Source organism: Paenibacillus sp. FJAT-26967 (assembly GCF_001541095.1).
In the GTDB taxonomy this organism is placed as follows: Bacteria; Bacillota; Bacilli; order Paenibacillales; family NBRC-103111; genus Paenibacillus_F.
Genome location: NZ_LMXH01000005.1, coordinates 286450 through 299172, shown reverse-complemented (window position 1 = coordinate 299172; position 12723 = coordinate 286450). Strand labels below are relative to the sequence as shown.

Here is a 12723-nt window from a genome sequence, read left to right as displayed (position 1 = left end):
CGAAGTGCAAGCACTTCATCGATTCCGCTCGACTTGCATGTATTAGGCACGCCGCCAGCGTTCGTCCTGAGCCAGGATCAAACTCTCCGATAAGGGTGCCGGCCGGAGCCGGCGTTTATCTCAAGCTGAATAGCTCAAAAAGTTAATGCTGACGAGAATTTCTTCTCTGTTTAGCGTCCTGATTGCTCAAGACGTTTCAATCACTCGTTGTTCAGTTTTCAAAGGACAATCTTCGTTCTGTCTTTCTTTGTCGTTTCCGCTAATGTCTCAGCGGCAACTTTTATAATTTATCATATCGTGTCGAACTATGCAAGAACTTTTTGAAATTCTTTTTTTGCTCATCAGCAACTTGCTTGTGCCGACAAGAGATTACTTTATCAAAAACTAATTCAGAAAGCAAGAACTTTTTTATTAAATTCAAAAGCAGCTTTTCCTCTCTATAGAATGTACAGTTCATTAACAGCAATATGTCTCCTTAGGACCGCGGGTTATATTGAAGCAGCAAACAGCACTACCTTCTCCCCTTACCTGAATTAAGAAGATTTATGAACTTAGCTTCCCTTGTCTCTCTTTATAGAAGAAACGCAGTCTAAATTCTTTAAGGAAACAAAAAAACCGGCTATTCGGAGAGGATCCGAAGCCGGTCTTTTTACATAGTCTTGTAACGAATTGCAGTCTTATTACATTAGCCGCTCGTACCCATAAAGATATAACGGGCAGCAACGAGAACGAAAAGGACCCACATAAGCCAGTGAATTTCGTGCTTTTGCTCATTACGATTGCTGATTCGGGAAACAACTGCGAGAAGTACGTAACCCAGAATACCGAGTGAAATACCGTTAGCAATGCTGTAAGTGAAAGGCATGAATGTGATTGTCAGGAACGCCGGAATCCCGATAACAAGATCCTGGAAGTCGATATCACGCACAGCCTGCATCATCAGAACGCCAACCACGATCAGAGCGGAACCCGTAGCAGCCCCGGGAATTAGCGCAACGATTGGAGCGAAGAACAGAGCGAGCAAGAACAGAGCGCCCGTAGTCACGGCCGTCAAACCTGTACGTCCGCCTTCGGCAACCCCTGCAGAGCTTTCAACATAAGCGGTTACTGTACTTGTACCGACCATAGCGCCGCCGCTTACTGCAAAAGCATCGACGAACATCGCTTTACCGACACGCTTGTTGCCTTCTTTCTTATCTTTCATCATACCTGCGCGGTTAGCCGTACCTACCAGCGTACCGAAAGTGTCGAACATTTCAACGAATGTAAAGGTAACGATTACGGATACGATACCCACGCCCATAATACCGGCGAAATCGAATTCCCAGAAGTTAAGCTGTCCAAGATCCGGGATCCAAGGAGTCTGCGGGTTGTTCAGCGAGCTGAGGTTAATGTGGCCCATGAGCAGCGCAACCACTGTAGTACCCAGAATACCGAACAAGATAGCTCCGCGAACCCGGAGGACCATCAAGATCGAGATAAGGGCCAGACCGACTAAAGCAAGAACAACATCAGGATTCGAGAATTTTCCAAGCTCAAAAATCGTTTCGAAACCTTGGAGCGGTGTAAACTGACCCTTCGGAATATCATTAACGGTTTCAACCGCTACCGACAGCAGCCCGGTGTTCTTCAAGCCTACGATGGTAATGAAAAGACCGATACCTACCGTAATGGCGTGCTTGAGACCGTCCGGAATTGCGACGAGAAGCATTTGCCGAAGCTGTGTAATCGTAAGCAGAATAAAAATGAGCCCTGAAATGAAAACCGCAGTAAGTGCCATTTGCCAAGTAATCGGATTACCTGTCGATGCGGTGGAAATAACCACGGTAGCAAAATACGCGTTGAGTCCCATACCGGGAGCAAGTGCAACAGGGAAATTTACGAACAGACCCATTGCAATCGTAAATACACCAGCAGCGATGGCGGTTGCCAGGAAGACCGGGTACCATTCCATGCCTGTTTTACCGAAGGCGGTTAGAATGTTCGGATTAATGACTAAAATGTAAGCCATTGCCATAAACGTCGTGATGCCCGCCATAATCTCTGTCCGAACGTTTGACCCGTTTTCTTTCAATTTAAAAAAACGATCCATTGCAACGAAATCCCCCTTAAATTAGATGAGAACAACAAAAATCCCGGTGACATCTGTCACCCGGACTGGTTGCAAGCAGAGCGGCTGCCACGGGCAGGCCACATCTTTTTGATATTAACGTACCCCAGGCTGCTTAAGGCAGATCTCAGGTTCGTCCATTTCAAAAAGCGGCGCCATGCATCGCTAGGCTGCACGTTCTCTTCGTAGCCAGATCATTACGGTGACCTCGTAGAAACTTCCGGGCCTATCCCCGGAATTATACGAAAAGCATTCAGTTTTGTTATTCCCTCTTCTTCTTCATTCTAGTTAGCCGCATCTATTCTGTCAATACGGAATGACGAATATTAATTTGGCAAAAAAGCAATAATGTTCGTGATTAATCCCGATAGTTTTCCTTGTAATTAAATCGTTTTGCCATAAAAAAGCGCCTTTCCCTCTCCGATTATGGAGAAGAAAAGGCGCTGCCGTACTATTCCCACTCGATCGTTGCTGGCGGTTTCGACGTTACATCGTAGACGATACGGTTGACGTTGTCCACTTCGTTGACGATCCGCACGGAGATTTTCTCCAGAACATCCCAAGGAATGCGCGCCCAGTCGGCTGTCATGCCATCGATGGAAGTGACTGCACGGATGCCTACTGTGTAAGAGTATGTTCTACAATAGAGTAAATTACTATTCAATTATTGCGTTATTTTCGTATACCAATTGTAGCTGGTGAAAACACTGGTTTCAAGCCTAAACCAGAAATGTGTCCTCTTCAATAATAAATAAAATTATCACCTTTATTCTGAGGTTTAGTTTTGCTACTTTTGTAATAAGTGTCTAACCTCACTAAATAACAGATTGATATCTCTTTCATGATAAATTCTTTGTTTGTTAAATTCATCGTACACATTCAAAAAATTAAGTGAACTGTCAATTTCAGCAATTGCAGATTCAATTACAAACCTCTTCAAAGGTTCAATCATATGCGTTAGCAGGTTAACTTGGCTATCATTAATAATTTGTAATATATGCTTTTTTGCTCCATCACTTAGGGACGCATTGTTATACAGTCTGTCTAATCTTTCATGCATCTGCTTATACTTGTGCGTTACATAAATATAATCAACATCAAATGAACCTCGTCGGAGTTTTTTTAACTTTTCAATCCCCTCTAACCTCTCATCTTCCGATAGTTGGGAGATTTTAAATTCATCTTCAAGTATAGGTATTATTGATAAATCACCGCGCAACTGTATTTTACCGTTAATTTGTCGATTAAGGTTATCAATTGCTTTTAGGTGGTTATCAAGAATGAATCCTTGACGAATAAAGTGGACTAATGAATTTATTTGAATAATAGAAGCATAGTCAAAGTTAAATTTGTCGTTCGCTAACATCATTAGGTCATCTTCTAACGAAACAGTTGTTTTACTTAATATTTCTTTCAATTTTTGAGGAGGAGTGACTACTTCCCTTATTTCAAAATTGTTGAGATTATCAAATATCAGTTCACCATTTGTATATTCCAGCCACTTTGTAATAAGCCCCACACAGTCAAACAGCAGTTCGGCATAATTTAATTTGTAATTTTCATTCAAATAAACGTATTTTAACATTGAGTCTATCTTTTGTTTCTCATGAAATTCACCAAAATCAATAACTTGACCATTATTTTCGTTTAATTCTTTCAACAGTAAGTAGCCATCTTTATTGTTCGGATTAATATCTGGTGCATACACCGTTCTATAGCCTCTGGCTACCTCACCACTTGATATAAACAAATCAGAAGACTGTCTCAGGCTGTTAAATTTATCAAACCTACTAATCCATTTAATAAAATTAACAATTACAACACCTAATTCTTTGTTAAAATAAGATGCGGTTAATGTTTCTAATAACTTGTTCAACTCTTTAGCAATAGGTTCAAATCTTTTATATACTTGGAATCCAAGAAACTTTCTATCACTTATCAGTGTGAGGTAATCTTCTTGTTTCAAATTCAGAAGATCATTATATGACTTAAATCTATTAATTTCATCATAACCAAAAAGTATTTTAGTTATGTTATTCATTACTGATAATATTTGAGTGTCCACTTGCATTTTAAAATACTCATTGAACTCATCATCTAACAAACCTCTACTATGTAACTCTTTGATTGTTTGTGTGATTACTTTTGTAATCATATCCTTAATTTCTAACCGTTCTTTCCCCTTTAAGCTATAACTTAAAGGTCTCCTAAATCGTAAATCAAACGGTAAATCATTAAAATCCCCGTAATCTGAATTGAAAATACAGATTATTTTCTCCCAACCTAATACTTTGGCTGCATAGCCCAATTCTAGTAGAACATTTGGGTTAGGTGTTTTCCTTCCATCAGAATTACTATTAATAATACTTATGTCAGCAATAAAGAGTTGTGATTTATCAATCTTCTTGAAGATTGTATTTACAATGTCTGGCGTTCCAAGCTCATTTTTGGTGTCCCGGTCTAAATTCAATTCTATATGGAAATCCTGTAGTTTACTTAATTCCTTTACAGATGCAGATATACAAGATTCAATAAAACCTCTGTTCTGATTATTGGGCAGATCTGATTGCCACGAATAAAAAATGCTTCTCTTCATATTTATCCCCTAATCTTGTATTTTATGTCCTTGCACTTATCACTTAGCTAATACTTTCCTAAGTTAGTTTCCTTTTTGCAATAGTCCTATATAATGTAGCCCTCTTTACTCCTGTCATTTCCTCTATTTCTTTCACTGTATATGTTTGTGTGTCGTACAACTTCAAAGCTTTTTCGATTTTCTTTTGATCGCTTACAGGTCTACCACCTTTACGACCTCTCGCTCTAGCCGCTTTAAGTCCAGCTTGTGTTCGTTCAATTATGATGTTGCGCTCGAACTCCGCGAAGACTGCTAACATCCCAAATAAAGCCTTTCCTGCGGCACTGGTGGTGTCTATATTGTCATTGATGGAAACCAAATGCGCCTTTTTTTGTTGAATCTCATCAAGGACTTGTATGAGTTTCACCGTTGAACGAGCAAGCCTGTCTAATTTGTAAACGACAAGTGTATCTCCCTCGCCTAATATATCCAACGCAATCTGTAGCTGTTCTCTATTGTCCTTCGCCCCACTTGCTTTCTCTTGAAATACTTTCTTTACACCATATTTATTAAGTGCGTCCAGTTGAAGGTCAAGTGTCTGATCTGCCGTAGATACTCTTGCGTACCCAATTATCATCTAGCACCGTCTCCCATATTCTTGTGTAGGATAATTATACCACTAAACGCTATTTATTGATACATAGAATTTGAGATGAGTTATGATACAAAACATACGGACTTTTAACAATTTTAATAGGCATCCAGCCGTCTCACGCAAGCATCCCATAAACCTTCGTTTTTGCAACAATCTATCCCCCATCAATACATTCCCTTTCGAGGTAACAAACATCATTACACCATTGACCGCAAGGAGTTTTCATGAAGTTAATGGTCGAGGAGGGGGGGTAGTTTACAGGTGACAGCAGAAACTGGACACCAAATACCGCCATAACACCCCCTTCCAGACACCCATTGGTTATTTTTCACGATACGATAGATTATCACACCGCTACTATATTTCGGTTACTTCTCAGTCTCCAAGTAAAATATTCATATTTTTTAGTGTTGCCAAACCACGATAACACAAAGCACTTTCAACACTTTAGGAAGTGAGGGAGAAAAGAGGTACAAACGTCTTTCCTAAACTTAGGAAAAGATCAACCTTTGCCAGCCATGGCAAGGTTTTTTGCCGTTCCTCCCATCAACCAATTTTGAAATTTAGGGGATGGGCTATTATGAGAAATAATGAAGTAATTGAGCATCAAATTGAGGTTTTTCAAAACGAAGAGTGGCTTCCAATCGTAGGCTATGAAGGATTTTATGAGGTATCAAATCTAGGACGAGTCAAGCGCCTCAGCAATAGTGGTACTTGCAAAGAAAAGATTCTGAAACCGCAACTCCAAAGAGATGGATACAAAAGAGTAGATCTGTCCAAGAAGGGTCAAAAAAAGCGATTCCCTATCCATAGGTTGGTAGCAACTGCATTTATTCCTAATCCACAGAACAAAGAACAAGTCAATCATCAAAATGGGAATAAGTTAGACAATAGACTTGATAACTTAAATTGGATGACACGAAAAGAGAATATCGCTCATGCCCACGAAACTGGGCTAGTTAAGAAGAATGAGAACCCAGTAATCGCGACTCATTTGGACACTGGTGAACAACGACAGTTTAAATCGCAGAAAGAAGCCTCTTGCGAACTTGGTGTTTATCCGAAGAATATCTCCAATGTATTAAATGGAAGAATAGCGCATGTGAGTGGGTGGTCATTTGAACGTAGTTCGTTAAATCAGAAATCATCTTAACAACAGCAAGCATTCATTGGTCAGCCCAATGTTTATATAGATATCTAATCCCAAGCCGAAAATGCTTGGGATTTTTGCTTGTCTTTAAGGAAAAAGTTGTTGTAAGTGATCTTTGCGGAAATTCTAGATCATGTTAATATGAAATACCTTTTAGTTTACCTTTATTTATTCGAGCAAAGTTCCAAAACTCAGAGTGAGCCAACAGCGTAGCGTTGGCGAGCTAAAAAGCTAGCAATTTTGAGCCTTTAGGCGAAAAATTACTAGCGCGCCGGGAGGCTAGTCACGCAACGATCATCTTTGCATCCATTAGTGGTAATGTTAGTGCAACTATCCCTAATCCATCAGTAATTATCAAAATAAAAGTGGTGAAAAAACTGTGCAGAATCGACCTATTAATTTATTTCATAATTAATACCTCGATCTTGCACAATTTTTCAGATCATAAAATACTAATAAAATTAAGAGGAGTCGATCAAATTGAATCATAAATTTACACTAACAGAATTGGTTAATAAGTACGGTAGCAAGGAGCAGAAGCAAGCGTTAAAGAAAAACGGTAAAATACCTACTCGTTCATTTAACAGCATTATCAAGAGTGCGCGTGAAGAATGGGAAACCGTAGATGTTACTGGCAGAGGTACAAAGCGCATTATTACATGCGATGGCAAGCGTATTGTTAAAGCCAAACGTGAAGATAGGCGCTCAAACAATGGTCAGGGGCAACTTGCAGGAGAGTTTGACCTATGTTCGCTCGTTATTGACTATCTAATCAAGAAAAACAATAAGATCAATCCTATGTCTGCTACCAAATGGATTCTTGAACTCGGTATAGTTGATGCCAAACTTTCTAATGCTATGTACATTACTAGAGGTCATCATATAGGTAACCTCCAAAAGCAATTTACCGATGCAATCGAAGATTATGACAAAGACGAAAAAGACTTTGAGATGCTAGAAGAGTTTATCCAAACGTATCTCAAACATACGAAGTTGAGTCTGGTGTCAGTATTCAATAAACTAAGCAAAGTCAGAGCAATCATCCATATCAAGGAAGTCTGGGGATGCGGCACTGACGGTTTGCATCGGAAGTTAAATAAGTCCGAGATTAAGGAAATTGCCGATCTTCGAAGAAGACTGCTAATTATTCATAATCTAAAGGGAAGTGACTTGTTTAAGGCTAACATGAAAGGAGTAAAAGAGTTCAAGAGAGCCTTTAACAGTAATCTTCTAGCACAATTAGGATTGCAATACTACTATGAAGCACATGATTGTGTACTACAAGATTCAGATGCAGGACTATTTACTACGTTAGATAAGTTGCGTAATAGAGGCGAACTTGAATTTGCACTAGGTTTAACAGAAGCAAATGCAATCATCATGACTCAGATGTTCAAGGATAAGCATAGCAAGCGTTCATTGGAACTTGCAGAAAAAAGGCAGAAGAACACCTCCAACAGATCAGACACAGACAGAATCCGCAGACTGAAACAAATGCAACATTATGCGCCAATGTGGGAAGTATTGTTGGAATATTTTAGATGCATAAGTTATTTAGGAAAACAATACAGCGATATTGATGCTACTCTAATTTGATAGTCAGACATTAACGAGACAATAAGCTTCGCTTATGGTGGCAAAAAAATATACTTTTTCCCATCCCACAACTGCGTTGTGGTCTGTCTAAAAAGTATCATTTTATTTTCCCCACCTATATAATTTGAATTTACTATTGTTCTTTTGAATCTTAATAGTATGGAACTAACCTCCAAACGAATCAATGAGCGAAGCGAATTGATTCGTAGACAAGGACAAAAGCGAAGCGTTGTCCGCGTCAGTCAGCATTAAATAACAGCACGGAGAAAATTAGAGATGCTAAATAGTATTAGTAAATATGAAATTACATAAGACAAGAAACGTTTTGCCACCAGTGAAGTAACAAAACGTTTCGTTTCTTGTATAAATTCTCTATGAATTAAATATATCTCGAATATTGGGCATAATCGAAACCTTCTCCAAGAACTTGATCTGCAAATTGTTTGATTTCTCGAGCTTCTTCACGTTTTCTGGAACGATCATCCCAATATATCTGACTATTATTGTTAGCTACATTCAACAAATTCAACATATTTTCTCTATTGAAATTTTGAATAAATGGTTTTATAAAATTGCTGTAATTATAGTCAGTTTGATCAAAGTTATAGCTTTTTCCAAATATCACTATATTGAGTTCATACACCTTAGTCTGTAATCCCTGATCTTCTGCAATTACTAACAAATCTTTTATTCTGTTTGGCTCAATATAGTTTCCTGGTTCGCTCGCCATCAAAGGTATTACTCGATCTAAATGCTGATTTAAATCATCATACAAAAACCAGGCAGATATGAATAAGTTTCTGTTATCGCTAACAGTCCTCTCAACTAAGGCTTTGCAAGCATCATTTAGCGCGTTATATACACCATGGTATTGTACAAGAAAACCTATCAAATATTCTATAGGGTCTCCGAGGGTTACATCACTATAATAATTCTTCTCTTCATTGATTTGTTTTAAAAGATTTACATGATTTCTTTCATACATTATTTTTAGGGCACGAAAGTTTATTGCTCTGTACTGAGATGCCTCACTGTTTTCCAGTTTGAAAACGATTTTCCATAAGTCTCTGAATACCTTAGACTCTACTTCTGATACAAAATGTTTTAGATACTTTGTTTCCAAATACCTTTTTAATTGTAGGTCATCTAACATAGCTCCATCTAATCTTGATAAATCCTCTAGTAACTCATTAGTAATCTTTTTCGATAAAAGAGGCGTTTTAATTAATACACTTTCAAGTATATTTCTAATATGTGCCCTAACAGTTTCTTTGTTGGGTTTGTGCAAAATATAATTTTCATTGATTACAGGGTGTGCAGATAAGTGACGATGTAATCTAAGGTTTTCAATGTGTTGCTTCTCAGCATTGTTAATAAGCGAGGTTCTAGCCTCAACAAATTCAACTAACTTAGTTTCCCATTCGGACGATTTAGGATTAGCTTTCTGTAAATCCTCAATCTCACTCATAATTGATATAGCAGTAGGGTCATTATAAAGTTCCTTTAAATCTGTTACTTTATATAGTAAATCACATATGGCAACAGAATATAACATCACTAAAGCAGACCGATAGTTCCCGTTGCTGTATGAACTAATAACTTCTTGAAAATATTCCTTTGATCTAGGATGGTATATACGCTCTGATACGTACTCAATTGAAAAATCCATTTGGGCACTCCTTTAGTAAGATTATATTTTTTTATTATAACAAAACCTTTTTTTCCATTTTACCATATCATTTCTTGATCGGTTAATCCTCCGCGCTAACATACCCTAATGTGAGACGGTCAACCATTGCCCCCTCTCTCAGACGCTCATTTTTGGCTCTAATGCCTTGCCTAGAGTCTGGCAAGGCAATTTGTCTTAGGAATCTCCTTCACAAGCTTACAATGGCACTGAGCGGTCTATAACAGCGTTGAATAGTAACGTCATCAAGACCAATTTGTTTAGTTTTGTCGTTTCAGACTCTGAATTGAGCCTTGTTTTATCTTTACTCCGTTGAGCGGGCTATGCAAACGACCAATCTGCAAAATATCCTCTTGCTCTAATCCCCGTAGATACTTTGAAGTAATCTGAGTATCAAAATGCCCCATCAATCTACTCAAACTGTATATATCAATTCCATTTCTTAACTGCTTTTGTGCGAAATAATGCCTGCAATCATGCGGAGAACAACGGACTTCCTTTCTCACACCAGCATTATTACAATGCTCTTTTAATATTTTGTTGATGCGGGAGCGGGATAACCGCACAGCCGATTGGTCTAAGAAGTAATATTCTTCAATATCATCCTGTAGCCGTTTTTTGAATCTTTCTTGCCTTAATGCTTCATACCGTCTCATGTATTTACGCATGATATTGCTAATATACACCAGACGTTGTTTAGAGCCTTTTCCGTGAATTAAAATGTGTCGCCGCGCTATATCATCATTCTTGATGCCGCACAGCTCAGAAACCCTTATACCAGTGTCAAAAAGCATAATAAGAATGAGCTTGTCACGAATATTGGAATACGTCTCTTCTTTGAGGTCATTTATTATCCGCGACACCTCATCATCATTGAACGTGACAATGACCGTCTTTTCTTCTTTGAGGTTCTTAATCCTACGCATGGGGTTACTCTGCTCATCGATAAACTCTTCGGTCACTAAGTATTGGAAAAACACTTTTAATGTAGCTATGTTGTTATTGATCGTTCTGTTGACTTCTTTTCCGACACGCTGACGTTCTTGGATGTACTTCTTGATACTAAGTTGCGTCACTTCCTCGACCTCGGTTACACCCAACTCTTTAACGGTAAACCTCTCCCACCTGTACAAACGAAACAAACAAAGATCAACATACTTCTTTTCTCTACCCAAAATTTCTTGGTTCAGCTTGAAATCTTCGATCAACTCATGAATTTTGGTCATAAAAAATACTCCCTTCTATTTGCTAAATAACGCAGATAAAAGAGAGTAATTTTTTGCACTCTATTGTTGCAGGTCTACGCAGGATTTCGATACAACCAACGCTAGAAACCCTTATGTATCAAGGCTTTCGAGCAACTGACAGCATCGAAACTTACTAACCTATTCCCACTCGATCGTTGCCGGCGGCTTGGACGTAACGTCGTAGACGATACGGTTGACGTTGTCGACTTCGTTAACGATACGTACGGAAATCTTCTCAAGCACATCCCAAGGGATACGTGCCCAGTCCGCTGTCATACCATCGATGGATGTAACGGCACGGATGCCTACTGTGTAGGAATACGTACGGGCGTCGCCCATTACACCGACACTCTTCATGTTAGGAAGAGCGGTGAAATACTGCCAGATCTCACGATCAAGACCCGCTTTGGCGATTTCGTCGCGCAGAATTGCATCGGATTCACGAACGATGGTAAGCTTCTCTTCCGTAACTTCACCCAGGACACGAATTGCAAGGCCGGGACCCGGGAATGGCTGACGCCAAACAATAGCAGCCGGAAGACCGCATTCTTCGCCGACTTTACGTACTTCGTCTTTGAATAGGGCTTTGAGAGGCTCTACAAGCTCGAATTTCATATCTTCAGGCAATCCGCCTACATTATGGTGCGATTTGATGGTATGGGCTGTTGCCGTACCGCTTTCTACGATATCGGTATACAGGGTTCCCTGCGCCAAAAATGCAAAGTCACCAAGCTGCTCGGATTCATGCTCGAATACGCGGATAAATTCATTGCCGATAATTTTACGCTTCTGTTCGGGATCGCTGACACCAGCCAGGTTACCGAGGAAACGATCGCGCGCATCGATCTTGACTACATGCATATCGAATTTGCCGACGAAAGTTTCCATAACGCTCTCAGCTTCGCCTTTACGCAGCAGGCCGTGATCGATAAACATGCAGGTCAACTGGTCGCCAATCGCTTTGTGCAGCAGGATTGCCACTACAGAGGAATCGACACCGCCGCTCAATGCGCACAGTACTTTGCGGTCGCCTACCTGTGAACGAATGTCGCGGATAGTATCTTCGATAAAGCTTTCCATGCTCCAGTCACCCGCACATCCGCAAACATCGTAGATAAAGTTGCGGATCATTTCATTGCCTTGCGCCGAGTGGCGGACTTCCGGGTGGAATTGGACAGCTACGATGTTCTTGTCCGGATGGCTCATAGCCGCAATCTCACAAGTTTCGGTGCTTGCGTCCAGAACGAAACCTTCCGGCAGACCGCAAACGTGATCTCCGTGGCTCATCCATACGACTTGATTAGCATCCAGATTCTTAGCCAGACGGCTATGTGACTGGAACTGCACTTCGGATTTGCCGTATTCCCGCTTGGCTGCGCGCTCTACTTTACCATTCAGTTGATGAGCGATCATTTGCATGCCGTAGCAGATGCCCATGATCGGAATACCCAGGTCATAAACTGCAGGGTCCACAATCGGGGAACCTTCACCGTACACACTTGTCGGTCCGCCCGAGAAAACAATCCCTTTGGGGTTCAGTTCGCGGATTTTCTCCGCAGGGGTATTGTAGGGCAGTAATTCACTATATACGCCCAGGTCGCGAATGCGTCTGGCGATCAGCTGATTGTACTGTCCGCCGAAGTCTAATACAACAATCATTTCGTGTGACTTTATGATATCCATGGTCCGCCTCCTAGTATAAT

General features: G+C 40.0%; 8 protein-coding genes, 1 rRNA gene, 1 pseudogene and 1 riboswitch. Of the genes and pseudogenes, 2 read left to right on the top strand and 8 right to left on the bottom strand.

Translation table 11 applies throughout. The annotated features are described in order from the left end of the window. The 5 genes and pseudogenes from AR333_RS19230 to AR333_RS19215 all read right to left on the bottom strand — a co-directional run. Nucleotides 1-93, bottom strand: a 16S ribosomal RNA gene (locus AR333_RS19230); the annotation flags it as partial. 592 nt (nt 94-685) lie between these two features. Further along, nucleotides 686-2092 (bottom strand): NCS2 family permease, encoded by a 1407-nt coding sequence (locus tag AR333_RS19225; protein WP_068776981.1) that lies wholly within the window; start codon nt 2090-2092, stop codon nt 686-688. A 184-nt stretch (nt 2093-2276) separates the two neighbouring features. Beyond that, nucleotides 2277-2376, bottom strand: a riboswitch (purine riboswitch). A 185-nt stretch (nt 2377-2561) separates the two neighbouring features. Continuing rightward, nucleotides 2562-2750, bottom strand: a pseudogene (locus AR333_RS24365) (GMP synthase (glutamine-hydrolyzing)); the annotation flags it as partial. Nucleotides 2751-2897: 147 nt separating this feature from the next. Further along, nucleotides 2898-4706 carry a hypothetical protein gene (locus AR333_RS19220; RefSeq protein WP_068776980.1) on the bottom strand — a complete coding sequence of 603 codons (1809 nt, stop codon included), beginning with the start codon at nt 4704-4706 and terminating at the stop codon, nt 2898-2900. Between the two features lie 58 nt (nt 4707-4764). Continuing rightward, complete coding sequence (locus AR333_RS19215) at nt 4765-5322, bottom strand: recombinase family protein (RefSeq protein WP_068776979.1); 558 nt, start codon at nt 5320-5322, stop codon at nt 4765-4767. A 598-nt stretch (nt 5323-5920) separates the two neighbouring features. Between AR333_RS19215 and AR333_RS19210 the strand changes: the two genes are divergently transcribed. Further along, complete coding sequence (locus AR333_RS19210; RefSeq protein ID WP_068776978.1) at nt 5921-6493, top strand: NUMOD4 domain-containing protein; 573 nt, start codon at nt 5921-5923, stop codon at nt 6491-6493. A 477-nt stretch (nt 6494-6970) separates the two neighbouring features. Beyond that, nucleotides 6971-8086 (top strand): hypothetical protein, encoded by a 1116-nt coding sequence (locus tag AR333_RS19205; protein WP_068776977.1) that lies wholly within the window; start codon nt 6971-6973, stop codon nt 8084-8086. Between the two features lie 379 nt (nt 8087-8465). Here the strand turns inward: AR333_RS19205 and AR333_RS19200 are convergent, their stop codons facing one another. From AR333_RS19200 to guaA, 3 genes are all read right to left on the bottom strand, one after another. After that, nucleotides 8466-9755: a hypothetical protein gene (locus tag AR333_RS19200; protein ID WP_068776976.1), complete on the bottom strand. Its 1290-nt coding sequence runs from the start codon at nt 9753-9755 to the stop codon at nt 8466-8468. A gap of 278 nt (nt 9756-10033) precedes the next feature. Further along, nucleotides 10034-10999: a tyrosine-type recombinase/integrase gene (locus AR333_RS19195; protein ID WP_068776975.1), complete on the bottom strand. Its 966-nt coding sequence runs from the start codon at nt 10997-10999 to the stop codon at nt 10034-10036. A 159-nt stretch (nt 11000-11158) separates the two neighbouring features. After that, nucleotides 11159-12697, bottom strand: a complete 1539-nt coding sequence (guaA, locus tag AR333_RS19190) for a glutamine-hydrolyzing GMP synthase (protein ID WP_172798900.1) — start codon at nt 12695-12697, stop codon at nt 11159-11161. Nucleotides 12698-12723 lie beyond the last annotated feature (26 nt).

What these genes read in the sequence shown, in the direction of transcription:
- AR333_RS19225 (WP_068776981.1), bottom strand. Translation starts at nt 2,092, where the DNA reads ATGGATCGTTTTTTTAAATTGAAAGAAAACGGGTCAAACGTTCGGACA.
- AR333_RS19220 (WP_068776980.1), bottom strand. Translation starts at nt 4,706, where the DNA reads ATGAAGAGAAGCATTTTTTATTCGTGGCAATCAGATCTGCCCAATAAT.
- AR333_RS19215 (WP_068776979.1), bottom strand. Translation starts at nt 5,322, where the DNA reads ATGATAATTGGGTACGCAAGAGTATCTACGGCAGATCAGACACTTGAC.
- AR333_RS19210 (WP_068776978.1), top strand. Translation starts at nt 5,921, where the DNA reads ATGAGAAATAATGAAGTAATTGAGCATCAAATTGAGGTTTTTCAAAAC.
- AR333_RS19200 (WP_068776976.1), bottom strand. Translation starts at nt 9,755, where the DNA reads ATGGATTTTTCAATTGAGTACGTATCAGAGCGTATATACCATCCTAGA.
- AR333_RS19195 (WP_068776975.1), bottom strand. Translation starts at nt 10,999, where the DNA reads ATGACCAAAATTCATGAGTTGATCGAAGATTTCAAGCTGAACCAAGAA.